Here is a 19,790-nt window from a genome sequence, read left to right as displayed (position 1 = left end):
GAATCTCCGCGAAATGGTCGATCATCCGCACGTCAGATTTCAGCCGCCAGAAGCCGCAGCAGCATCGCGATGTGGCGCGGCACACCGACCCGCCCGCTGCGCCACGTTTGCACAGTCCCGCGATTGACGCCGATCCGCTCGCCCATCTGGCCGTTCGACCGGCAACCGAGCCAGCGCATGATCCGGTCGAGCTCGTCCGGCTCCATGCGCGCCAGCAAGGCGTCAGGGCGCACAGACACGCGAAGGCACGGCCTGAAGGGCGCGTTCATTGGATTCCCCCCGCCCGCGCCATCAGGGCCCCGTCGGTTCGTGCTGGCGCTTGGCCTTGGCCGGGCATGTGTGACGGCGCAGCTCGCCGGGCGTGTCGAAATCGGCGTTGCAGACGACGCAGCGGAATAGCTCTTGGATCATGCCGCCGCCGCCTTGACCATGCCGATCGCCATTGCGGTCGCGGCCCAAAAGCCAGCGATGAACGAGATCGCGATGATCGTGAGCAACAGCTGCGCGGCGAAGTAGGCGTTGAGCAAAGAGCGGGCGCGCGTCAGCATGGCATCTGCCCCGAACGAACGCGCTGATGGAGAAGGTTGTATGCGGTGCTACGGCTGATGCCGAAGTCGCGCGCGAATTGAGCTACTTGGCCTCGTGCACCAGTAAACTGTTGTCGTGCCGATCTGAGTTCTGCATCTGTAACCTTAACGCCGGCGTGCCGCTCGCCGAGCAAATGTGTGCCGTGCAATCGCTTATCAGCATTGTTTTCGGCGGGAGTCGCCCAACGGAGGTTGTCGACGGCGTTATTGGCGGGATTCCCGTCATTGTGAGCCGCATGGTGGGTTGGAGATGGGGCGGGACCATGGAACGCCTCACAAACGAGACGACTCAGCTTGAAGTTGCGAGGCACCCCGCGCCCCAATCCGAGGCGCACGAACGCGTAACCATATCGGTCGACCCAAACGCTCACAGGGCGACCAACCTTAGCTCCGCGCCCTGGTGCCGCTCGCCTGAGTTGCCCTTCCCGACATATTTCATAGGACGGTGCACTCGCGACTGCTCGCCACTCGCTCATGCGTCGATCTCCTTCCGCAGCGCATTGACCTCGCGCTCGATGCGGTTGAGCCGCGTCTCGGCTGTGACCTCTTCAGTCGGCGCGCAGAGATAGAGGGCCCGCACCGGCTCGATCGCTTCCTCGCCGAAAGCGTAGGCGATGTTGAGGAGCGTCACCGGGTTGAGGTTGTTTTCGGCCCGATCGGTCTCGGCGTTGGCGATGGTCTGCTCGGAACAGCCGACCAGCTCGGCCACGCGCTCGTTCGACAGCTTGTGGCGCGCTTTGACCTCGCGGATCACTTGCGCCACCGCGGCCCGATAAGAGCCGCTGGACGGACGCCCGAACAGCGACCGGCTAAATGTTTCGGGTGCGCGATATAGGACGTCGGCCGCGGTCGCCATTATTGACCACCCGCATTGCAATGAGTGCGAACATTGCCTGTAGCGAGACGGCCAGCGATGCGCCGGCGCCCCCCGCCACCAGCCTTTGCGCTGGTCGTCTCGAATTTCCCCCGCGGCGGCATTTAAGGCGCTCGATCAGAAAGTGCGGGTTTGGAGCGGGGGCGACCTCTCCAAACCCTGACGAGCGTGGCGCCCAGGGAATCTGTGAAAGCGCCGCCCGTGTTGGAAATGGTGGGGGTCACGCCGCGGCCTTCAGGGCCTCGACGCGCTCCAGCTCTTGGGTGATCGCCGATAGGCTTTTGAGGGTGGCGCCTATCGGCTGAGGGTTCTTCTCGCTTAATTTCCAGCGAGAGAAGGTTGTGGGGTGGACCCCGGCTTTCACGCAAATCTCATTGATCGAGAGCTGAAGCTTGGCGGCCCGCTCTTCGATGTCGCGAATGATGTCCTGCTGGTCCATTTGGATCACTTAGCAGGATTGCTACGCAATGCAACAACTCAATTTGCACTCTTGCAAAGAGCCGCCGCTTAGCATTTCGGCTAATCTGCTCCACATGGGGGAAACCGACGACGATCATCAGCTCGTCAGGGATCTGGTCGATTGGGCCGGTGGCATCCCGAGTCGCGTCGCCAAGGAAATCGGCGCAGCGGCGACCACCATCACCCGCCATTACAACGGCAAGGCTACCACGCGCTTAGGTCGGGATACCGTCCAGAAGCTGCGCCAGCGCTACCCCGATTTCCCAGGTTGGGGCATTCGGAACCAAACCGTCAGGGCTGAGGTTGCGTCGTTCGGAGACCGGCCGTTCGATGAAAAGTACGGCTCGGGCGATTTGCCGGCCATCCCACTTGTAGGGACGGCTATGGGCGCAGATTCCTTTGATCCTGAGCGGGATATAGAATTAACTGAATTAGACATGGCGGAAGTGCTTGAGCACGTTGCCCGCCCGGTGAGCCTCGCGCGCGACAAGGAGGCTTATGCGCTGACCGTCGTGGGCGACTCCATGTACCCGCGCTTCCGACCAGGGCGCCGGGTTATCGTCAGCCCGCGCGCGCCAGTGTCGATCGGCGATGACGTCGTGGTTCAGCTCAAGGGCGGACCAGGCGAGGGCGATCATCGGGATCGCGTGTCGACCGTGCTCATCAAGGAGATGGTCCGGCGCAGCGCCACCTTCATCGAGCTGCGGCAGTTCAACCCGGAAGTCACGTTCCGCGTCGAGCAGGAGCGGGTCGCTGCGATCCACAAGGTCATCGGGGAAGTTTACTGATGATCGCCCTGCTCCTGCTGCTCGCTACGCCTACGGTTAGCGCCGAGCAGCGCAAGGCCGCTATCGCCGCGGTGAAGGCCGAATTGAAGGATGCCGACTCAGCCAAGTTCCGCGACCTGCGACCGATGGACGGCAAGGGCGGCGTCTGCGGATGGGTCAACGCAAAGAACAGCTATGGCGGCTACATCGGTTTCTCGGTGTTCTACTTCAGCAGCGACGGCAAGGTCGCGATCCTGCCGCCCGACGTGAGCGAGCCGAGCCTGTGCGAATAATTTAGCATTGCTGCAAATATAGGGTTGCATCGCTTAGCAATCGTGCTAAATAACCTCCTCAACGCGGCATCCCGCCGCTTGGGGAATTACACCGTGGGCGACCTCCACCACCTTCACCGCGTCGTGCATGTGCCGGTTCGAACGCTGGACGACATTGCCCGCGAGAATGAGGGCCGGCCTGACCTGATCGAAGCCCTCCGTGCGCGCCGCCCCTCGACATTGGAGCGCATCGGCGACGCTTTGTCCGCGCCTCGCATGATCCCATTCTACCTCGGCTTTTACGCGGGCTGCATGGCAACGGTCGGCTCAGCGATCATCGCCGCGAAGGTGTGGCAATGACCGACCGCCTAATCACCGTCCCCGCCGCCAGCATGACCGGCGCCAAGTTCTTCGCGATGGTCTGCCCAAAGCCGGACCCGCAGCGCGAAGTCGATCTCGCCGCCGCACTGGCCGAGCATCAGGACGCGATCCAGCAGACCTGGGCGATCCCCAAGCTGTGGGATCAGATCACGGCGCGCGATGCGCTGCGGGCTGAATATCGCGCGAAGGTCGATGAGTTTGAGCGGCGGTATGCGGCGCAGCTGACCGAGTGCCGAGGCGATCCTCTGTTGAACGCGAGGGCAGCGTGAGGTCCGACCTTCTCATCAGGCTCGACGCCCTTTGCGCGCAATTGGAGCAGATTTCGCAAGAGTCTCGCGCCAGCCGAGCCTTTGACGTGGAGCTTATCGACAACCGCGTTGATCGACTGATCGATGCCGTCGGGACGCTGGCCTATCTGATGAGCAAACAAGTTGCGCGCGAGGAGGCCGTCTGATGCCCCGCGTCCACTTCGGCCATTGCGTCGGCTGCGACCAACCCATCCGCCCGCCGTATCTCTCGTTCAAGGTGATGCAGTCGGTCGGTGACGGCAGCCGCGTCGCGGAATGGGAAGAGGTCGACGTCTGCGGAGACTGCGCCGGCAAGCTGACCGCGAATGATCTCCATCGCCTCGTGAAAGACGAAGAGGAGTGTGAACGTGCCACCGCATAACGCCGTCGTCACCATCCGCCCGCGCTCGCTGTCGAACGTGCTGCTCGACCTGAAGGAAGCGAAGCGCGATTATGACGATGCGCTCGGCGATGAGCATGAGGACCGCGCGACCGAAGCCGAGACGCGGCTCACCGATCTGCAGTCCGAATTCGACGTGCGCCTGGCTGAGTCGACCGGGCTGAGCGTCGAGGATTTCCGCGCGGCCTATTCCGAGGCGCTGATCTGATGAACGCGCCCGCGAAGATCGGCGTCCAGATCCATTGCGATTTCGACCAGGGCTCGGATCGCTGGCTGCAGGCTCGGTGCGGCATGCTCACCGCCAGCGAATTCGACCGCATCCTGACCCCAACGCTCAAGATTGCCGACAACGTGAAGGCGCGCTCGCATCTGTGGGAAATGGCCGCTCAGCGCATCAGCCGATACGTCGAGCCGCAATACATCAGCGACGCGATGCTCCGCGGGCAAGAGGACGAGATCAAGGCGCGCGCCGAATATTCGAAGCGCTACGGCGAGGTCGACGTCTGCGGCTTTGTGACGAACAACCGATGGGGCTTCACGCTCGGCTGCTCGCCCGATGGGTTGGTCGGCGATGACGGCATGATCGAGGTCAAGTCGCGCTGCCAGAAATACCAGGTCGAGACGATCTGCGCCAACGCGATGCCCGACGATTATCTGCTGCAGGTGCAAGGCGAATTGCTCGTCACGCAGCGCAAGTGGTGCGACTTCATCAGCTACAGCGGCGGGTTGCCGATGATCGTCATTCGCGTGTTTCCCGACGAGGCCGTTCAGAGCGCGATCGTCGACGCAGCCGCCAAGTTCGAAAGCCGCATCAACGAGGTCGTCGCCGAATATGCCGCGACGATGGCGAGCGATGCGCGCCTGACCCCGACCGAACGAACGATTGAAGAGGAAATGATCATATGAGCCAGCCCGTAAACATGGCCGATTTCATCGCTGCGAAAAGCGATCAGATGAATGCCGACGATCTTATGGACGCGCCCCGCACGATCACCATCACGAAGGTGACGGCGGCGCCGGACGCGGCCGAGCAGCCGGTTTCGATCCACTACGAAGGCGACCAAGGCAAGCCGTTCAAGCCGTGCAAGACGATGCGCCGCATTCTCGTCGGCGTATGGGGCAAGGACGCGAGCAAATATGTCGGGCGCTCGATGACGCTCTACCGCGACGGGACCGTGGCCTTCGGTGGGCTGCAGGTCGGCGGCATTCGCATCAGCCACATGAGCGACATCAGCGAGGACAAGACGGTGGCGCTGCTCGTGACTCGCGGACGCAAGGCGCCGTTCAAGATCAAGCCGCTGGTGATGCAGCGCGCGCCGGCCGCTACTTCCGAGGACGGCGCTGCTCGATGGGCGAACGGCTACATCGCCAAGCTGGCCGACTTCACCACGCTCGATGCGCTTCAGACGTTCGCCACCGAGAAAGCCGCCAAGCTGGCCGAGCTCGCGACTGCGCGGCCCGAGCTGCATGAGAAGGTGACGGCCGCACTGGCCACGCGCACGGCTGATCTGAAGGTCGGCTCGAGCTTCGACGACGACGATCTCGGCGGCGGCGGTCAGAGCATGGCTGAGCAGATCGCCGACCGGCCAGGCGAAACCGACACGTTCGGCCTTCCGCCTGTCGATGCTAATTCGAGCGCCGAAAATATAACCGAGAATATAACCGGCGCCGAAAAATCCGTCGCCGAGCAGGCCGTCGAGAAGGTCATCGCGATGGCTGCAGCGGCAACGACGGCGGAAGCGCTCGAAAAGATCATCGCCGAGGCTGAAGGCCACAAAGCCGCGATGGGCCCCGAGCTCGCGACGAAGCTGGAAATTGCGCTCGACCAAGAGCGCTCGCGGTTCGCGCCGGTGGGCGAGTTGGCGAAGTGAAGGCAGGGATTGCCGTCGATAACTGGAAGCTGCCCGTCTTCCGTAAGCGCCTCACCGAGGGCGGCTACGAATACACGGACGCTGGCCCCTTCACCGGCGACACGACACTGCTGACCGTCGAAACCAATAACATGCTCGCACTCAAAGCCCTCCTTGAGGGCTGCCACGCGGAGTGCCGGGAGTCGAAGCAATGAACCCGAGAAAGAAACGCTGCACCGTCAAAGGCAATGCCGTCGATCCGGCTAAGGCTCCGCATCACGCGCCGACCACTGAAAAGCTGGCAGACGGCCAGAACGCCGATCATTACGTCCTCTGCCCCGAGGATCGAGCGAAGGGCTACGTCGAGCCGTTCCGCATCAACTATATTCACGAGGCTTGCGGCGCGGTCACGGCGATGCCGCGAGCTTGTGCTGAAACCTATGCGGTGCAGCCGGAATACTACGGCTCGACCTTCTGCTGCCATTGCCACGACTACTTCCCCGTCGGCGAGGGTGGGCAATTCATCTGGAACGATGGAAGCCGCCAAAAGGTCGGCACGAGGCGCGCAGCATGAAGCCCGCCCCCGCCTTGAAGCTGGTCGCCACCGAGCCGACGGTCGACGAAATCCGCCAACAGAGCGCGCGCGAGGGCAAGCACCTGTCCGACGCGATGCGGCTCACGATCATGGCGCGCAACTGGAACGCTTGCCACATCGAGGGCGATCGGCGCGCGGCTGTTCACATCGACGAGCCGCGCAAGGGGTGGTGGCGGTGAAGCCGCGCGAGGCCGTGAACCACCCGGCGCACTACGGTGGCGCTGACAATCCCTATGAAGCGATCAAGGTGATCGAAGCGTGGAAGCTCGGCTTCTGCCTCGGCAACACCGTCAAATATATCGCGCGCGCCGAGCATAAGGGCGCGACCGTCCAAGACCTCGAAAAGGCGCGCTGGTATCTCGACCGCGAGATCGCCGCTCGAAAGGCTGCAAGCAATGGGTGATCTCGTTCACGTTCTTGACCACGGGTTCGTTCGGCTCGTCGACAGCATGGGCGACGATCTCTCAATCGTCCGCGCCGCGCGAGTTTCCTATGATGCCGATTGGCGCGCCGGCGAGGATGAAGGCAGCGACAAGCGGTTGCTCAACTATCTCTGGCGGAACGCGCACACATCGCCGTTCGAAGCGGTTGCGCTAACCTTTGAGGTCAAGGCGCCGATCTTCGTTTTCCGGCAATGGCACCGGCATCGCACCTGGTCATATAACGAGCTAAGCGCCCGTTACCGCGAACTGCCCGAAGAATTCTACGTTCCAGATCCCGCGAAAATCGGGAAGCAGAGCCAGAGCCATAAGCAAATGCGCGAGTTCGGCGTGGAAGCCGACCCGGAAACGCAACAGGCGGCGGTGAACGCGATCCGCGCTTCGTCGGAACGGTCCTTCGCGGCCTATCGTGAATTGCTCGGCTATGGCGTGCCCAGAGAACTCGCGCGGTCGGTCCTACCCGTCAACACCTACAGCCACATGTTCGCGAGCGTGAACCTGCTCAATCTGTTCCGCTTCCTGACCCTGCGAGTTCACGAACACGCCCAATATGAAATCAGAGTGTACGCCGAGGCGATGCGCGATCTTGCCCGCGCTGTCGTTCCCGTGGCGGTTGGCGCGTGGGAAAGGCAGCGGGAGGCCGCATGACGAAGCCCCGCCGCCCATCCCTGCGAGCCGCGATCGATGCGATGTGCCGCAACTGCATCCACGACCCCTATGGCGGCGGAGGCCAATGGCGCGAGCAAGTTGATGCCTGCACGTCCGCCAACCGCCCGCTGCACCCTGTTCGACCGCGCACCTATCGGGGCGAGAAGGCCCAACCTGCGCCGAAGGAAGCCGCTCCCGAGGTTGAGCCTGCCGATGATGCCGAGCCGAGCGTGGACGAGGTTCTGGCGCAGGCATTTGGGTCTCACGCATGAACGCCCGGCCATTCAGTCCCGAGACGCTGGCGAACCGATGGGGTTGCTCATCCGAGATGGTTCGGCAAATGTGCCGCCGCGGGGATCTCAGCTATTTCCGGCTCGGCAAGCTGATCCGCATCCCTGCCAATGAGGTTGATCGTGTCGAATGTCTGACTGGCGACTCGTCAAGCACCGAGGACAATACAGCCTCGCCTACGGGCATCCCCGGAAGCGAATTGCGACTGGCACGAATGATCGGGGACGGGCCGAAGCTATCGCTGGTGAAATCTGGCGCCGGCTCAACCGACCAGCCCAGGAACGGGTAAGCGACCTATGGGAACCGTACAAAGCCGACCGAATCGCGAACGGCGGATCGAAGTCGCGCATGGACAGTCTGTGGCGACAGATCGAGCCGACGTTCGGCTACAAGCTCGGCAGGGCGATCACCAAGGCCGAATGCCGCGACTATGCCGCCAAACGGAAACGCGAGGGCAAGTCGAATTCGACCGTCAAGACGGAGCTCGAAGCGTTGCGCGCGTGTCTGCGCTGGCACTACGGCAAGGAGGCGCCGATCATCGTCGCGCCACCGCCGTCAAAGCCGCGCGACCGATACCTGACCAAGGACGAGGCGCGATTGCTCGAGCAGCACATCGAGACGCCGCACGTGAAGCTGTTCGTGACCTTGGCGTTGGCGACCGGCGCTCGGATGGGCGCGATCCTCGACCTGACATGGGATCGCGTCGACTTCGATCACGGAACGATCGACTTCATGCCCGCCGGCCGCGACAAGACGAACAAGCGCCGGACGGTCGTTGCGATGGCGGCGAAGGCTCGCGAGGCATTGATCGAAGCGCGGAAAGCGGCGCTCTCGGATCACGTCATCGAGTACGGCGGCAAGCAGGTGGCCAGCGTCAAGCGGGCAATCGCGGCCGCGGCGAGACGCGCCAAGGTGCCCTGCTCGCCTCACGTGTTCAGGCACACGGCGGCGGTTTGGATGGCCCAAGCCGACGTCCCGCTGCAGAAGATCGCTCAGATCCTCGGCCACTCTTCAAGCCGCATCACCGAGCAGGTCTATGCCCGCTATTCGCCCCGGTTCATGGCCGACGCGATGGCCGCTTTGGATTGGTGAGTGGTTCATTCGTTCCACGTGAAACCATCGGGTCGAGCGCCAAATTTGGCGGAAAACTGTGGTGGGCGATGCAGGACTCGAACCTGCGACCCTCTCGGTGTAAACGAGATGCTCTACCAACTGAGCTAAGCGCCCCGGAAGGATGACCCGTGCCACGCCCGCACCAACGTCGCAAGCGCGGCTCAACTAAATCAAGTCACCGACAATCTTGTGAATTGAACGGATTTCGGCGCCATCGATCGAAAATGTTCGATCCGGGTTGAACTGCCGCAGCTCCGCGGAATGGTTGGCCCGTTCCACCAGTTCGCCGATGACGGCTAGGCCGCCGCTTCGAAGGGATAAGAGAACGTCATCGCCGATCGCGACCGAAGCCCGCGGTGAAACGGCCACCCGCCTGCCCGGGCGAAACCGCGGCCACATCGACTTCGCGACGATCGTAATCGCATAGGCTCGAGGATCGCCAGCCATACTGACCGGTCGAGGCAGACGTTCGATGATTTCGCCCGGCCGGACTTCGACCAGCGCTATCCCACTTCCCGGCGCTGGCCATTCGCCGGCGAAATCGGTGCCCACCAACGGAAGGGAAGGCAGCCGAGCCTGCGACCACGCCGACGCGCGCGTGTCTTCCACGCCCTTGATCGCGCTTTTACCCCCCGATCGATCGCCCTCGAGCCGCAAGGCCTCAAATTCGGCCAGCGACGAACCAGCGGCCGCCAACAGCTTCTCGAGCGTCCGTCGGGATGGATTGCCGTGACGGCGCATGTCGGCCCAGACCGTCCGGCTGACGCCGGCACGGATGGCCCAGCCGTTGGGCGTAAGATCCTCAGGCTTGAAGCGCATGAGCTCGCGATATATCTGCGCTTCCTCGGCCATGCGGCCGACTATCCCGGCACGCAACCAAAGCGGCAACGTTAGAGATATCGAACATATTTCGTTGACGTAATGGTTAGATTTTTCTAACTGTCGTTGATGGGCAAGCCAGGCGCCAGTTTCCGATCAGATGACGGGGACCGACGCGACTTCGGCAAAATAGCGGCGCAGCGCCTGGCTTGCCTGGGGAGCAAGCTCGACGAAGACGCGCCGGCCATCGTGCGGGTCGGCACGGCGGACAAAGATGCCTTCCTTCACCATCGTCTTGAGCCAACGCAATGCAGTCGTCGCCGGTACCGCGGCCGCGATGCAAAGGCTGGAGACGGGGACCCGAGGCTGGGAGATCTCGGCCTGAAGCAGATCGAGAAGCATGTCCCAGGCGGGATCGGCGAACATCTCTTCGGAGAAGAACCGGGCGCGAAGGCGGCGCGCCCTGATGACCGAGCGGACCGTATCGGCGGCCACCTGCGGGATATCGGCAACCGGGCCGCGATCAATTGGTCGCGGCGGAGCGCCGGGCCCGGCCGAGAGCCGCGCGAGCGTGGACGCGATGCGGCTCACCTCGTCACTCAACTGTCGCAATCGCTCGGCATTGCGATCGGATGCGACGTCGGAATATCGCGACTCCATACCGCGACCGGCGAACGCCACGGCGAGCGCGGCGGTTCGCTCCGCCTCATTCGCCTCGATGAGGATCTGGACGTCATCGTCGAACAAGGCGGCGAGCGGGTCGAGCAGGTTCTTGGAAGCCGCGACGATCGCGGGATACCGACCGGCACGAACCTCGGAATTGACGGCGGAAATGAAGTCTTCGGCGTTCGCGCCAAGATCGTCGAGTTCGATCCACAATGCCGATGCCGAAGCCTGCCGGTCCAGTCGGCTGGGCACATCGTCGATCCGCATTGCATGGCCAAGCCGTATCCCGAAGGCTTGCGCGGTCTGCCTCGCTCGCTCGATCGCGCCATCGGACGAACCCGCGACAAGCAGCGGAGGGACGTCGAGATAAGGAAGGTCCGTCTCGGTCATAATCGAGTCCCCAAGGCCTGAACCAGGCTGCAGATGTGGACCGAGCATGGCTTGATAACGCTCATTACGAAGAAAAGTCAGACGATTTCGGCTCCAGAACGGACCTAATGCCAACGAGACGTCAACTTGCTCGCCATAGTGCGAGCTGATCGAAGGGGATGCGCGCGTGAGGCGAGGACCGATGGAAACGACCGCCGACGAGCGCGCCCGCTGGCTCACCGATCTCGCCGAAGCGCTCGAGCAGGCGCAAAAGCTCGCCTGGCGCATGGGACTCCTCGACGGCAATAGCGTCGAAGCGATGGAATTATACGGTCGCCTCGAAGCTGCCCGGCTCGAGGCTCAGTCGCTCCGCCTCGGCCAATTCGGGGCAGCGCAGCGGGAATATGGTCCGAACTGGATGGATCTCACGCCGTGGGCGCACGACTCCGCCCGGGAACCCCATTAAACGCCCTGAGGCAAGTCTCCACCGCCGGCAAAATCCTCCAGGAACGCATCGAGGCGCAGCGGCTTCCAACCCGAGGTTGCGACAAAGGCCCGGTTGAGAAAGGCCGGCTTGCCGTATTGAAGCGGCGATCCGTCCGGCCCGTCGACGAGGCCACCGGCCGCGAGCAACACCGCGTGGCCCGCCGCCGTGTCCCATTCGCTGGTCGGCGCCGCCCGCGGGTAAATATCCGCCCCGCCCTCTGCGACGATGCAGAACTTCAGCGACGAACCTACCGACACATAGCCGCATGTGCCGACCGCCGCTTCGAGATAGTCGATCGTCGCCTGGTTGAGGTGCGACTTCGACGCGACCGCTGTGATCGTCTCTCCACGGCTCCGGGTGGCGATCGATTTCCGGCCGGCACCGTCATCGAGCCACGCCCCGCTCCCGACCCACCCACCGTGCAGGCGTCCGGTGGCCGGAGCGAAGACGACGCCGAGCGTCGGCGATCCGCTCTCGATCAGACCAATATTGACCGTGTAATCATGTCCGCCACGCACAAATTCCTTCGTGCCGTCGAGCGGATCGACCAGGAAGTAAATATCGCCGTGCGCGGGAATCCGGCCCGCGGCGACCTCCTCTTCCGCGATGACCGGCACCCCCGGGGCAGCTTGCGCCAGCGCCGCGAGGATGACGAGCTCGGCCGCACGATCGGCTTCGGTCACAGGCGAAGAGTCGTGCTTGGATTCTACGTCGAAGCCTCGGCTGACCACGTCGAGAATTGCCTCGCCCGCCTCGCGCGCTGCGTCGGCAAGATCGTCGATGAGCCGTCCGTAGTCGATGTTCAACGCGGCGCCATCCGGATCCCGCCGTCGAGTCGGACGGAGGCGGCGTTCATGTACACATTTTCGATAAGAAACAGCGCCAGCCGGGCATATTCCTCGGCCTCTCCGAGCCGCTTGGGAAATGGGACCTGCGCCCCCAACGCATCCTGGACGTTCTGCGGCATCATTCCGACCATCGGCGTTTTGAACACGCCCGGCAGGATGGTGTTCACGCGCACGCCTTCGTTCATTAAATCCCGAGCGATGGGCAGGGTCATCGCCAGCACTCCGCCCTTCGACGCCGAATAAGCCGCTTGCCCAATCTGGCCGTCCTCGGCGGCAACCGAGGCGGTGTTGATGATCACGCCCTTCTCGCCATCCTCTAGGGGATCGAGGTCGACCATGCCCAGCGCGCTGTTGGCGATGCAGCGGAAGCTGCCGATCAGGTTGATCTGAATCGCGAGCTCAAACTGCTGCATCGGATAGCCCTTGGCGGCCTTGGTCTCCTTGTCGCGTCCGACCGTCTTCGCCGCATTGGCGACGCCCGCGCAATTCACCAGGACGCGCTCCTGCCCGTGCGTCTCGCGTGCCTTCGCAAAAGCAGTCGCGACCTTCTCGTCCGAGGTCACATCGACTTCGCAGAAGGTTCCGCCGATCTCGGCCGCGACTTTCTCACCGCGCGCCTGGTCGCGATCGAAGATTGCGACCTTGGCGCCGCGACGTGCGAGCTCGCGCGCCGTCGCCTCGCCCAAACCCGATGCCGCGCCCGTCACCACGGCGGCCACCCCATTGACGTTCATTCCCGATCCTTCGCGATTGTTGTGCGCCGGCCAGCGCTCGCGACGCCTATGCCGCGACACACTTCGGCTGTCACCTGACTCGGTTCATCGCAAATGCATCTTGGTTGAGGGATATCGTGGCATACACAAATGTGGGATCTGAAGCAGTTGGGGTGGGTGATGATGGGGAAGCGTGATTTCGTGAAAGCTCTGGTGCTTGGGGCGAGCATACCGGCTCTGGTCTCCGCTGCGTCAGTCTCCGCACAGCTAAGTCCGACCCCCCCGGCAGTTTCGCTTCCGGTTCTCACCTCGGTCGCAGGGTTTTATGATACGCATCGGACCCAGCCGATCTGGTTCAGGAATGGCGTAAATCCGGCTGTCGTCGCGCAGCTCACCGCGATCCTTCAGCGTGCGGCGTTTGATGGCTTGGCTGCCGGTCCCCAATTGGCTGCGCAAGTGCAAGCGGCGGCTGCGCAAGCGGGCAGCGGCCGACCTGAAGACATGGACAATGCTGAGCGCACGATGTCGTCCGCCTGGGTCCAGTATGTCCAGGCGATCAAGAAACCCACGACGGGGATGATCTACGCCTATCCGGTGTTGCAGCCGCAGGGATCGCGCGCCGATCAAATCTTGCTGACTGCCGCCGCTGCTCCCTCGCTGGAGAGCTACGTGGCAACCACCGCCCGCGTGAATCCTATCTATGCGCAGCTTCGCGATACCGCCTGGTCACAAGCCCAGGCCAGTGGCAATTTGACGCCTGACCCGCGCCTGCTCGCAAATCTCGACCGCATACGCTCGCTACCCGCGACCGGGCGCTTCCTTCTCGTCGATTCCGGCACCTCGATGCTGACGCTGTTCGACAACGGTCAGCAAATCGATTCCATGAAAGTAATCACTGGAACGAACGAGCTTCCGACGCCACTGATCGCCAGCGTAATGTATTACATCACCTACAATCCGTACTGGCACGCGCCGGACCATCTCGTACGTAAGACGATCGCTCCGAACGTGCTGAAACTCGGGATGAGCTACTTCAAGTCGCACGGCTATTCGGTGATCGAGGACTGGAGCGAAACTCCGAAAGTCGTCGACCCGAAGACGGTCGATTGGAAGGCTGCGGCCTCGGGTTCGCTCCACCTTAAGATCCAACAGGCGCCGGGTCCGTTGAATTCAATGGGGATTCTGAAGTTCCCGTTCCCGAACCCGGAAGACATCTATCTTCACGATACGCCGGACCACGCCAAGTTCGCTTTGGCCAACCGCAATCTCAGCAACGGTTGCGTCCGCGTTGAGGACGCAAAGCGGCTGGGCCGTTGGCTGCTGGGTAGGGAGCCGGTCGCGCCGGGAACCGACGCCGAGACGCGGGTGCAGCTGCAGCAGGGCACCCGGATTTACCTGACCTACATCACGGCTCAGGTCAGGGACGGCAAGCTGTCCTACCTACCCGACATCTACGGCTGGGACCGGACCGCACCGCAATTCGCGTCCAACTAACACGTCCCGGAATACACCCGACCAGCTTTGAATAGTCCGCGGCGCGGGCCCGGTCCGTGCAGGCGTGGTGATCAACGTGTTCCCTAGCGCTGGTGCGTCGCACAAAAGAAAACCGGCCCGGGCGAGTTGCCCGAGCCGGTATTTCTTTGCCGGTACGACCGCTTAGAAGCCGCGTTCAGGCGCCGGTGGCGGCGGCGGAGGCGGAGGCGGAGGAGCCGGGCAGGTGTCTGTCGCCAGGATCACCGAGCCATCCGGGCACGTCTGCGTCGCCGGAGGCGGCGGAGGTGGCGGAGGAGGAGGCGGCGGCGGAGGCGGTGGGGGTGGCGGCGGAACCTCGCCACCGAAATTCCACAGCAGGCTGGCCAGCAGGCTGTGTGACCGCAGGCGACCGTCAAGAGTGAAGTTCGATTCCTTGAACACCAGGTTGCTGACGTTCAGGAAGCGGTACTTCAGTCCGACGTCCATCGACGGGCTGATCGCATAGCGAACCCCGGCGATACCCTGCCAGGCAAAACTGCCATTGCTGTCGCTGAAATCCAGACCAGTCAGGCTGATGTTCTGCGAATAGTGCACCTGCGCCAGACCGGCGCCGGCGCCGACGTATCCGGCCCATCCGTTTTCGTCGCCGAAATCGAGCAGCGCGTTGCCCATCACCGTCAGGACATTGACGTGCCCGCTGGTGTCAAAGAACAACCGGGGAGCCGGCCCGGAAAGGGCAGGATCGACTCTCGTGTCGTCGAGGCTGGCGTGCTTATAGGCAACTTCACCTTCGAGGCGGACTACACCTAAGTCGTAGCCGGCCAGCGCATCGACGTCGAAGCCGACTTTGTGGTTCATCACGAACCCGTCGACAACGGTGGTGCTGGCGGTGCGATAATCGAGCTCCGTATCTTCGACGACCATCAAGCCGCCTTCGACCCCGGCATACCATGCACCGTCCTTGGCGAGAGCAGGCGTCGCCATGGCAGTCGATGCCAGCGCCGCCGCAATGGCCAGCTTGCGCATATTTGTCCCCTTTCACATGCGTTCAAAGTCTGAACTGCAAGCACATTATGAGAGCGCTGAGTGCCGCGCAAGGTGGGGAATGCCTCGGGCTGTTGCCAAAAAGCCTCATTTGACGCCCGAGAGTCGAACAACCGACTGTAACATTGGCATTTCTTAGATTTCGATCAGACCGTGCTGACGGAGCGCGCTGAGCAGCTGATTCAGGGTCGAGCGCGCCTGCGTATCAATGGTGGTTCCGCCCGTCGGCGAGGCAATGGCCGAGCATCTTGCTCCGACCACTTGTACTCCGTCGAGAAGCAAGGCCGATCCACTCAGCGGCCGCAACCCTCCCCATCCGATCGTTGCGTGCGCTTCGGCAGCTCCTGCTCCCGCTCCGATTCCCTTGGCGGATGCTTGCGCTCCGATCGACCAGGACGGAAGTTCGATGACGCGCAGGGCATCGGTTTCGATCAGCACGAACCATTCGTCGGTCGTATGCCCAACCGTGGCCCATCCCGTACGATCGCGCCCACGGAGAAGGCGAGAGAGCCGGAACCGCCCCGGGCCGATCGGAACCGCATCGCCGAATTGAACGATTTCCCGGCCAAGAATTGCCGCGTTCGCCCCTTGGGCCAGGGCGTCATCGTCGCAGCTCACTAGCCATTGGTTGGCATCGACCATTTCTATGTCGACGCTAATCACCGGATCGCCACTTGAGGCCAGCGCGCTCAACGCTCGTCCGAGCTTGGACTTTCGAGCGGGCGTTCGGAGAATGCTGCCCTGATTCCCTACGCCGACCTCCACGCCGCGGCTTTTCCAACCGGTCGTTGATGAGGACGCGGCCAGCATCACCGATGGCGCGTTGGGAAGAGAAAGAGCCGCGGGCGTCTCGAACAGTGCCAGCGTCAGATCCCCGACGACGACGTCTGGGTTGCTAGCTATGCGGCCGGAGTCCGCGATGAGCGCCAGCCCGGTCGGGCGACATGGCCGGAGCTCGGCAATGACCACGAAGGATTCGATATTGCAGGTTTCGACCGTCCAGTGCGAGGGGCTGAGCGGGATCTCCAATCGCACTCCAGGCCGGAGGTCCAGTTGCGCTGGTGGCAAACGCAGGGTTAGCTTGTCGCGCTTCGCCCAGGCGCGGGCCATCGCTTCCTCGACGAGCGACTTTGCGATGCTCGCCGGGAGCACGGCCGGCAACTCGACGCGCTCCTCCTTGCCGTCTTGCTCGCCTGTGCTCGCTCGGCTTTCGCCTGTTTGATAGTCCAGTGCCGGGTCATAATAGCTCAATCGGAGCGAGGTCGGCACGTCTCGTGCAGGCGCCTGCACGCGCTCGATCTTCGATGATGCTTGGCCATCGGCGCTGTAGCCCAGGTCGAAATCCGAAATCGGCAGGAGCGCAGACGGCACGGACCTGAGCTGTAGTCCGTCGTCGAGCAGGTCGATGGCACAGCAATCAACCAGCGGTTTCACCGCGGCTTTGATGGAAGCGCCATAACAGGCGTAGCCCCCGATCGATCGACCGCCCACGTCGGCAATTGCGCCATTCGAGCTGTCAAACAGGATTTCACCCGCAGTCGGCGCGTCGGCGTCGGCCACGACCTCGAATGTCAAAATGCGCCCGAACCACCCCATCGCTCGCTCCTAAAGAAAAGGGCTCCCGAAGGAGCCCTTGGTAAATCTAATGTCGCCCGGATTGGCGAGGTGTCACACGCCGAGAATCTGCCTCGCCGTCGCATGCCACGCCGCCGTATCCCACAACAGGTTCACCACGACCGCGGCCGGGATCGTAACTGCGAACCAGATCCAATAGGCCTCGTGCAGCCGGCGATTGCGGACCAAGTCCCAAACGAGCATCGGCGAGATCGCCAGCACGGTATACAGGTCGACCGACAGCGGGCTGGCGGGGAAGGCCGTTGGCAGCCAGCTGATCCGGTCGATGCCGGCCGGCAGAGCCATCACTGTCGCCAGGAACATCATTCTCTTGTGCAATCCCGCGTTTGCCCCTCGTGCGCGCAGGCCGATCACCAGGAACAGCGGGAACAGGATTCCGATCCGCATCTGCAGCAGCAGGATGTTGTCCTTGACCGAGAGCACTTGCTGCAACTCCGCCCGGCCCGCGGGCGGAGCCGACTGCAAGGCGTTCCAGGTCTGATAATACATCGTTGGCGCGAGGACGAAGCCGACCGCCACAAGCGCGGCGGCTACTACCATCCCGAGGACGCCGAGCTGCATGTGCAGCCCGCGCCGCCCCGTCGCCATCAGCCACGTCTGCGTGAACAAGATCAGCAGGAACGATCCCATCAGAACCGCATGCATGTGCAGTACGATCGGGAACGGCGGCCGCGCACCGGCCTGCACCATTCCGACTTTCATGATCGAATCCGGGATGAACCCGGTCAGCGTAATGGCGATGAACCAGACCGCCATGCCGACGAAGATCCAGCGGTCGATGGCATGCGCTCGCGGGGTGCCGGATAGCGCATCGGGCCGACGCTCGCGCTCGAAAAATCCCCCGGCAATTGTCGCCATACCGCTTCCCCCTGGCCTGTCGTCTACCTTTGGTCGGGACAGTTCGCCAGTTACCCAACGGCCATGCTGGTCTTCACAACCTCCTCACGCGCGGCACCCCGCTCCGCGCCTCGCTCAATGCCGTCATCGCCCACACCATCGCGTCGGCGCGGTCGGGCGAGCGTCCCGGGCCTTCGTAACCGCCGCCGGCCTGCAATCCCGCCAGCTCCGCCTCCAGTGCCGGAAACTTCCCGGCGAACAGCGCCTTCCCGCGTTCGAACCTGAGCGCGATCGGCTCCGCTCTCGCGCTCTTTCCTTTCGATGCGTGGACCAACCGGACCCTGAGCCCCAGATCGGCGGCTTTGAGGACGCTTTCGACCATCGCTCCGCCATTGTTGGCTTCGGCCACGACCAGATGCGTGTCCCATCGCGCGGCCGCCGCGGCCACCCGGTTGGCCCAGCCTTCCGGGCTCAGCCCGCGGACGCTCGCGTCTTCGAGAACGTGCAGGGTCTCGCCGATTGCTCCGGCAACGACGATGCCGCAGGCATCCGATCCTTCGCTGGCGCCCGCCGGCGGGTCGACCCCGACGACGATCCGGTCGAAATCCTCTCTCCTCTGAGGCTCCGCCCGCGCCCCGTCGATCATCTCCCAGGTCCACAGCGCGCCTTCCACGTCGGTCAGCATCTCGCCGTCGAGCTCCTGCCGCCCGATCCGCGTTCCGCCATAGGTCGCGGTCAGCACCTCGATCGTCTTCTCATCCAAATTGATATTGTCCCTGGTTCGACCGCGCGTGGTGATCGTCCACGGATCGTCGGCGATCTGCTTGAGCAACTGAAGTGGCCGCGGGGTGGTCGTAACCAACGCCCGCGGCCTCGGGCCCCGCCGCAGCCCGAACTGTAAATTCACCCATGCCTGATCGGCCTCGCGCCACTTCGCCAGCTCGTCCGCCCAGGCAAAATCATGCTCCGGCCCGCGCAGTCCGTCACCATTGTCGCCCGAAAACAACTGCGCCTCGCTCCCATTGGGCCAGGTCAGGCGCGAGAGGCTAGGTTGCCAGCGGAGCCGCCGGCGGAACCGCCGCGCGATCGTCAGCAAGCCGCTGACACCCTCTACCATGATGCTGCGTGCGTCCGCGATCGTCGCCCCGACCAGCGCAATGCGGCTCTTGGGCTTTCCTTCGGCAAGGCGGAAGATCCACTCCCCGCCGGCGCGGGTCTTCCCGAACCCGCGTCCCGCCATCATCAGCCATACGCGCCAGCCCTCACCGTTCGGCGGCAGCTGGTTGGCGTGCGCCCAGTGCTCGAAGGCGGCATCGAGCGAGAGCAGCTTCTCGGGCGTGGCATGCTTAAGCGCCCGTCTTTGTTGGTCCTCCGTTGCATTCTTCAGCATCGCCATCTCGTGGCGCATCACCCCGTAATTGGGCTCTTTCCGCTTCCTGCGCTTCATCCCGCTTCTTCAGCCGTTGCAATTTGCGGACCAGCCGCTCGCGGATTTCATCGACGTCCTCGGCGGCCATCCCGTCGTCTATTTCCAGCGCAGTCTCGCGGTGCATCTTGAGCAGCTGCAGGCCGAGCTGGTTCGGATATTCGTGCATCCGCTCTTCCCTGCCGTCTCGTTTGGTGATCACCCTCACGGTGCCTTCGAAGGCGCGCCGGAGCAGCACTGCTTCCAGCCGGTGGTAGCCGATCGCGATCATCTCCGCCCACTCGGCGCGGAACGCCGCGTCCATCTTGCGGCGGCGATAGGCGACGGTCATCGGCACGCCGCTTCGGCGGCACGCTTCGCTGACGTTGCAGGTGTCGGCGAGCGCCTCCAGGAACGCCCGCGCCTTGGCTTTCGACCAATCCCGCTTGGCTCGCTTGCGCAGGTGGGGCTTCCTCGCGGCGACCAATGTCAGCTGCTTCTTCCGTGGCACTTTTACTCCAATAAAAAAG

Annotated in this window: 33 protein-coding genes and 1 tRNA gene; 19 read left to right on the top strand and 15 right to left on the bottom strand. The window is 63.3% G+C overall.

The annotated features are described in order from the left end of the window. Positions 1 to 32 precede the first annotated feature (32 nt). The 5 genes from N539_RS18230 to N539_RS0109945 form a co-directional block, all read right to left on the bottom strand. Complete coding sequence (locus N539_RS18230) at positions 33 to 269, bottom strand: transcriptional regulator (RefSeq protein ID WP_156029876.1); 237 nt, start codon at positions 267 to 269, stop codon at positions 33 to 35. 138 nt (positions 270 to 407) lie between these two features. Continuing rightward, on the bottom strand, positions 408 to 548 hold the full coding sequence (locus N539_RS18540; RefSeq protein ID WP_156029875.1) for a hypothetical protein: 141 nt from the start codon (positions 546 to 548) through the stop codon (positions 408 to 410). After that, positions 542 to 1,063 (bottom strand): HNH endonuclease, encoded by a 522-nt coding sequence (locus N539_RS19195; protein WP_081774310.1) that lies wholly within the window; start codon positions 1,061 to 1,063, stop codon positions 542 to 544. The genes N539_RS18540 and N539_RS19195 overlap by 7 nt, the downstream gene beginning before the upstream one ends. Continuing rightward, positions 1,060 to 1,443, bottom strand: coding sequence for a helix-turn-helix transcriptional regulator (locus N539_RS17835; protein WP_028970134.1), 384 nt, complete (start codon positions 1,441 to 1,443; stop codon positions 1,060 to 1,062). Before N539_RS17835 ends, N539_RS19195 begins: the two co-directional genes overlap by 4 nt. Positions 1,444 to 1,681: 238 nt before the next feature. Continuing rightward, positions 1,682 to 1,900: a hypothetical protein gene (locus N539_RS0109945; RefSeq protein ID WP_028970133.1), complete on the bottom strand. Its 219-nt coding sequence runs from the start codon at positions 1,898 to 1,900 to the stop codon at positions 1,682 to 1,684. 94 nt (positions 1,901 to 1,994) lie between these two features. Here N539_RS0109945 and N539_RS17830 point away from each other — a divergent pair, with 94 nt between their 5' ends. From N539_RS17830 to N539_RS16510, 17 genes are all read left to right on the top strand, one after another. After that, entirely contained in the window at positions 1,995 to 2,708 is a 714-nt protein-coding gene (locus N539_RS17830) for a S24 family peptidase (protein ID WP_197018400.1), read from the top strand. After that, complete coding sequence (locus N539_RS16530; RefSeq protein WP_051531718.1) at positions 2,708 to 2,980, top strand: hypothetical protein; 273 nt, start codon at positions 2,708 to 2,710, stop codon at positions 2,978 to 2,980. Before N539_RS17830 ends, N539_RS16530 begins: the two co-directional genes overlap by 1 nt. 93 nt (positions 2,981 to 3,073) lie before the next feature. Continuing rightward, complete coding sequence (locus N539_RS0109930; protein WP_156029873.1) at positions 3,074 to 3,319, top strand: hypothetical protein; 246 nt, start codon at positions 3,074 to 3,076, stop codon at positions 3,317 to 3,319. Further along, complete coding sequence (locus N539_RS0109925) at positions 3,316 to 3,609, top strand: hypothetical protein (RefSeq protein WP_028970131.1); 294 nt, start codon at positions 3,316 to 3,318, stop codon at positions 3,607 to 3,609. The genes N539_RS0109930 and N539_RS0109925 overlap by 4 nt, the downstream gene beginning before the upstream one ends. Positions 3,610 to 3,650: 41 nt before the next feature. Then, positions 3,651 to 3,794: a hypothetical protein gene (locus N539_RS0109920; RefSeq protein ID WP_156029872.1), complete on the top strand. Its 144-nt coding sequence runs from the start codon at positions 3,651 to 3,653 to the stop codon at positions 3,792 to 3,794. Continuing rightward, entirely contained in the window at positions 3,794 to 4,009 is a 216-nt protein-coding gene (locus N539_RS0109915; RefSeq protein WP_028970129.1) for a hypothetical protein, read from the top strand. The genes N539_RS0109920 and N539_RS0109915 overlap by 1 nt, the downstream gene beginning before the upstream one ends. Then, positions 3,996 to 4,235 (top strand): hypothetical protein, encoded by a 240-nt coding sequence (locus tag N539_RS0109910; RefSeq protein WP_028970128.1) that lies wholly within the window; start codon positions 3,996 to 3,998, stop codon positions 4,233 to 4,235. The genes N539_RS0109915 and N539_RS0109910 overlap by 14 nt, the downstream gene beginning before the upstream one ends. Continuing rightward, positions 4,235 to 4,933 carry a lambda exonuclease family protein gene (locus N539_RS0109905; RefSeq protein ID WP_028970127.1) on the top strand — a complete coding sequence of 233 codons (699 nt, stop codon included), beginning with the start codon at positions 4,235 to 4,237 and terminating at the stop codon, positions 4,931 to 4,933. The genes N539_RS0109910 and N539_RS0109905 overlap by 1 nt, the downstream gene beginning before the upstream one ends. Beyond that, on the top strand, positions 4,930 to 5,898 hold the full coding sequence (locus N539_RS17825) for a hypothetical protein (protein ID WP_156029871.1): 969 nt from the start codon (positions 4,930 to 4,932) through the stop codon (positions 5,896 to 5,898). Before N539_RS0109905 ends, N539_RS17825 begins: the two co-directional genes overlap by 4 nt. Then, on the top strand, positions 5,895 to 6,092 hold the full coding sequence (locus tag N539_RS0109895) for a hypothetical protein (RefSeq protein ID WP_028970126.1): 198 nt from the start codon (positions 5,895 to 5,897) through the stop codon (positions 6,090 to 6,092). Before N539_RS17825 ends, N539_RS0109895 begins: the two co-directional genes overlap by 4 nt. Then, entirely contained in the window at positions 6,071 to 6,451 is a 381-nt protein-coding gene (locus tag N539_RS0109890) for a hypothetical protein (protein WP_197018399.1), read from the top strand. Before N539_RS0109895 ends, N539_RS0109890 begins: the two co-directional genes overlap by 22 nt. Then, positions 6,448 to 6,651, top strand: coding sequence for a hypothetical protein (locus N539_RS18800; RefSeq protein ID WP_028970124.1), 204 nt, complete (start codon positions 6,448 to 6,450; stop codon positions 6,649 to 6,651). The genes N539_RS0109890 and N539_RS18800 overlap by 4 nt, the downstream gene beginning before the upstream one ends. Next, positions 6,648 to 6,875: a DUF3310 domain-containing protein gene (locus N539_RS18795; RefSeq protein ID WP_037552850.1), complete on the top strand. Its 228-nt coding sequence runs from the start codon at positions 6,648 to 6,650 to the stop codon at positions 6,873 to 6,875. Before N539_RS18800 ends, N539_RS18795 begins: the two co-directional genes overlap by 4 nt. Then, on the top strand, positions 6,868 to 7,560 hold the full coding sequence (thyX, locus tag N539_RS16520; protein WP_051531716.1) for an FAD-dependent thymidylate synthase: 693 nt from the start codon (positions 6,868 to 6,870) through the stop codon (positions 7,558 to 7,560). The genes N539_RS18795 and thyX overlap by 8 nt, the downstream gene beginning before the upstream one ends. Further along, a complete protein-coding gene (locus N539_RS16515) occupies positions 7,557 to 7,832 on the top strand; it encodes a hypothetical protein (protein WP_037552728.1) in 276 nt (91 codons plus the stop codon). Before thyX ends, N539_RS16515 begins: the two co-directional genes overlap by 4 nt. Then, a complete protein-coding gene (locus N539_RS19190; RefSeq protein ID WP_156029870.1) occupies positions 7,829 to 8,140 on the top strand; it encodes a helix-turn-helix domain-containing protein in 312 nt (103 codons plus the stop codon). The genes N539_RS16515 and N539_RS19190 overlap by 4 nt, the downstream gene beginning before the upstream one ends. A gap of 59 nt (positions 8,141 to 8,199) precedes the next feature. Beyond that, on the top strand, positions 8,200 to 8,943 hold the full coding sequence (locus tag N539_RS16510) for a tyrosine-type recombinase/integrase (protein WP_051531714.1): 744 nt from the start codon (positions 8,200 to 8,202) through the stop codon (positions 8,941 to 8,943). A gap of 59 nt (positions 8,944 to 9,002) precedes the next feature. Here N539_RS16510 and N539_RS0109860 read toward each other — a convergent pair. The 3 genes from N539_RS0109860 to N539_RS17815 all read right to left on the bottom strand — a co-directional run bounded on the left by N539_RS0109860 (position 9,003) and on the right by N539_RS17815 (position 10,839). After that, positions 9,003 to 9,078: transfer RNA gene (locus N539_RS0109860), tRNA-Val, on the bottom strand. A 51-nt stretch (positions 9,079 to 9,129) separates the two neighbouring features. Next, the gene (locus tag N539_RS0109855; protein ID WP_028970122.1) at positions 9,130 to 9,816 is read right to left on the bottom strand and encodes a S24 family peptidase; all 687 of its coding nucleotides are present in this window, start codon (positions 9,814 to 9,816) and stop codon (positions 9,130 to 9,132) included. Positions 9,817 to 9,939: 123 nt separating this feature from the next. Continuing rightward, entirely contained in the window at positions 9,940 to 10,839 is a 900-nt protein-coding gene (locus tag N539_RS17815; protein ID WP_051531713.1) for a MarR family winged helix-turn-helix transcriptional regulator, read from the bottom strand. A 181-nt stretch (positions 10,840 to 11,020) separates the two neighbouring features. Here N539_RS17815 and N539_RS0109845 point away from each other — a divergent pair, with 181 nt between their 5' ends. Beyond that, complete coding sequence (locus N539_RS0109845) at positions 11,021 to 11,284, top strand: hypothetical protein (RefSeq protein WP_028970121.1); 264 nt, start codon at positions 11,021 to 11,023, stop codon at positions 11,282 to 11,284. Here N539_RS0109845 and cysQ read toward each other — a convergent pair. Both cysQ and N539_RS0109835 read right to left on the bottom strand, forming a co-directional pair. Beyond that, positions 11,281 to 12,111, bottom strand: coding sequence for a 3'(2'),5'-bisphosphate nucleotidase CysQ (gene cysQ, locus N539_RS16500; RefSeq protein WP_081774307.1), 831 nt, complete (start codon positions 12,109 to 12,111; stop codon positions 11,281 to 11,283). The genes N539_RS0109845 and cysQ overlap by 4 nt on opposite strands. Further along, positions 12,108 to 12,887, bottom strand: coding sequence for an SDR family oxidoreductase (locus N539_RS0109835; RefSeq protein ID WP_028970120.1), 780 nt, complete (start codon positions 12,885 to 12,887; stop codon positions 12,108 to 12,110). The genes cysQ and N539_RS0109835 overlap by 4 nt, the downstream gene beginning before the upstream one ends. Before the next feature lie 129 nt (positions 12,888 to 13,016). Between N539_RS0109835 and N539_RS0109830 the strand changes: the two genes are divergently transcribed. Then, positions 13,017 to 14,360 (top strand): L,D-transpeptidase family protein, encoded by a 1,344-nt coding sequence (locus tag N539_RS0109830; RefSeq protein WP_081774306.1) that lies wholly within the window; start codon positions 13,017 to 13,019, stop codon positions 14,358 to 14,360. 162 nt (positions 14,361 to 14,522) lie between these two features. On the opposite strand, the gene N539_RS16495 is transcribed toward N539_RS0109830, so the two are convergent. From N539_RS16495 to N539_RS17810, 5 genes are all read right to left on the bottom strand, one after another. Beyond that, entirely contained in the window at positions 14,523 to 15,365 is an 843-nt protein-coding gene (locus tag N539_RS16495) for an outer membrane protein (RefSeq protein WP_051531712.1), read from the bottom strand. Between the two features lie 153 nt (positions 15,366 to 15,518). After that, complete coding sequence (locus tag N539_RS0109820; RefSeq protein ID WP_028970118.1) at positions 15,519 to 16,979, bottom strand: phage tail protein; 1,461 nt, start codon at positions 16,977 to 16,979, stop codon at positions 15,519 to 15,521. A 72-nt stretch (positions 16,980 to 17,051) separates the two neighbouring features. Then, a complete protein-coding gene (locus tag N539_RS16490; RefSeq protein WP_197018397.1) occupies positions 17,052 to 17,876 on the bottom strand; it encodes a hypothetical protein in 825 nt (274 codons plus the stop codon). 73 nt (positions 17,877 to 17,949) lie between these two features. Beyond that, the gene (locus tag N539_RS0109810; RefSeq protein ID WP_231463006.1) at positions 17,950 to 19,302 is read right to left on the bottom strand and encodes a DNA-packaging protein; all 1,353 of its coding nucleotides are present in this window, start codon (positions 19,300 to 19,302) and stop codon (positions 17,950 to 17,952) included. Beyond that, positions 19,202 to 19,612 carry a hypothetical protein gene (locus N539_RS17810; protein WP_156029869.1) on the bottom strand — a complete coding sequence of 137 codons (411 nt, stop codon included), beginning with the start codon at positions 19,610 to 19,612 and terminating at the stop codon, positions 19,202 to 19,204. Before N539_RS17810 ends, N539_RS0109810 begins: the two co-directional genes overlap by 101 nt. Positions 19,613 to 19,790 lie beyond the last annotated feature (178 nt).

The sequence above is a fragment of the Sphingomonas sp. URHD0057 genome (genome assembly GCF_000620665.1).
Lineage (GTDB): Bacteria > Pseudomonadota > Alphaproteobacteria > Sphingomonadales > Sphingomonadaceae > Sphingomicrobium.
The sequence above is the reverse complement of the archived record's forward strand: the minus strand, read 5'-3'. Positions and strand labels throughout refer to the sequence as shown.

What these genes read in the sequence shown, in the direction of transcription:
- N539_RS19190 (WP_156029870.1), top strand. Translation starts at nt 7,829, where the DNA reads ATGAACGCCCGGCCATTCAGTCCCGAGACGCTGGCGAACCGATGGGGT.
- N539_RS0109820 (WP_028970118.1), bottom strand. Translation starts at nt 16,979, where the DNA reads ATGGGGTGGTTCGGGCGCATTTTGACATTCGAGGTCGTGGCCGACGCC.
- N539_RS16530 (WP_051531718.1), top strand. Translation starts at nt 2,708, where the DNA reads ATGATCGCCCTGCTCCTGCTGCTCGCTACGCCTACGGTTAGCGCCGAG.
- N539_RS17835 (WP_028970134.1), bottom strand. Translation starts at nt 1,443, where the DNA reads ATGGCGACCGCGGCCGACGTCCTATATCGCGCACCCGAAACATTTAGC.
- N539_RS17815 (WP_051531713.1), bottom strand. Translation starts at nt 10,839, where the DNA reads ATGACCGAGACGGACCTTCCTTATCTCGACGTCCCTCCGCTGCTTGTC.
- N539_RS16490 (WP_197018397.1), bottom strand. Translation starts at nt 17,876, where the DNA reads ATGGCGACAATTGCCGGGGGATTTTTCGAGCGCGAGCGTCGGCCCGAT.
- N539_RS16495 (WP_051531712.1), bottom strand. Translation starts at nt 15,365, where the DNA reads ATGCGCAAGCTGGCCATTGCGGCGGCGCTGGCATCGACTGCCATGGCG.
- N539_RS0109830 (WP_081774306.1), top strand. Translation starts at nt 13,017, where the DNA reads ATGTGGGATCTGAAGCAGTTGGGGTGGGTGATGATGGGGAAGCGTGAT.
- N539_RS0109845 (WP_028970121.1), top strand. Translation starts at nt 11,021, where the DNA reads ATGGAAACGACCGCCGACGAGCGCGCCCGCTGGCTCACCGATCTCGCC.
- N539_RS18800 (WP_028970124.1), top strand. Translation starts at nt 6,448, where the DNA reads ATGAAGCCCGCCCCCGCCTTGAAGCTGGTCGCCACCGAGCCGACGGTC.
- N539_RS16510 (WP_051531714.1), top strand. Translation starts at nt 8,200, where the DNA reads ATGGACAGTCTGTGGCGACAGATCGAGCCGACGTTCGGCTACAAGCTC.
- N539_RS0109835 (WP_028970120.1), bottom strand. Translation starts at nt 12,887, where the DNA reads ATGAACGTCAATGGGGTGGCCGCCGTGGTGACGGGCGCGGCATCGGGT.
- N539_RS16515 (WP_037552728.1), top strand. Translation starts at nt 7,557, where the DNA reads ATGACGAAGCCCCGCCGCCCATCCCTGCGAGCCGCGATCGATGCGATG.
- N539_RS0109945 (WP_028970133.1), bottom strand. Translation starts at nt 1,900, where the DNA reads ATGGACCAGCAGGACATCATTCGCGACATCGAAGAGCGGGCCGCCAAG.
- N539_RS17830 (WP_197018400.1), top strand. Translation starts at nt 1,995, where the DNA reads ATGGGGGAAACCGACGACGATCATCAGCTCGTCAGGGATCTGGTCGAT.
- N539_RS0109905 (WP_028970127.1), top strand. Translation starts at nt 4,235, where the DNA reads ATGAACGCGCCCGCGAAGATCGGCGTCCAGATCCATTGCGATTTCGAC.
- N539_RS18540 (WP_156029875.1), bottom strand. Translation starts at nt 548, where the DNA reads ATGCTGACGCGCGCCCGCTCTTTGCTCAACGCCTACTTCGCCGCGCAG.
- N539_RS0109810 (WP_231463006.1), bottom strand. Translation starts at nt 19,302, where the DNA reads ATGAAGCGCAGGAAGCGGAAAGAGCCCAATTACGGGGTGATGCGCCAC.
- N539_RS0109855 (WP_028970122.1), bottom strand. Translation starts at nt 9,816, where the DNA reads ATGGCCGAGGAAGCGCAGATATATCGCGAGCTCATGCGCTTCAAGCCT.
- N539_RS18230 (WP_156029876.1), bottom strand. Translation starts at nt 269, where the DNA reads ATGAACGCGCCCTTCAGGCCGTGCCTTCGCGTGTCTGTGCGCCCTGAC.
- N539_RS17810 (WP_156029869.1), bottom strand. Translation starts at nt 19,612, where the DNA reads ATGACCGTCGCCTATCGCCGCCGCAAGATGGACGCGGCGTTCCGCGCC.
- thyX (WP_051531716.1), top strand. Translation starts at nt 6,868, where the DNA reads ATGGGTGATCTCGTTCACGTTCTTGACCACGGGTTCGTTCGGCTCGTC.
- N539_RS19195 (WP_081774310.1), bottom strand. Translation starts at nt 1,063, where the DNA reads ATGAGCGAGTGGCGAGCAGTCGCGAGTGCACCGTCCTATGAAATATGT.
- N539_RS0109925 (WP_028970131.1), top strand. Translation starts at nt 3,316, where the DNA reads ATGACCGACCGCCTAATCACCGTCCCCGCCGCCAGCATGACCGGCGCC.
- N539_RS0109915 (WP_028970129.1), top strand. Translation starts at nt 3,794, where the DNA reads ATGCCCCGCGTCCACTTCGGCCATTGCGTCGGCTGCGACCAACCCATC.
- N539_RS17825 (WP_156029871.1), top strand. Translation starts at nt 4,930, where the DNA reads ATGAGCCAGCCCGTAAACATGGCCGATTTCATCGCTGCGAAAAGCGAT.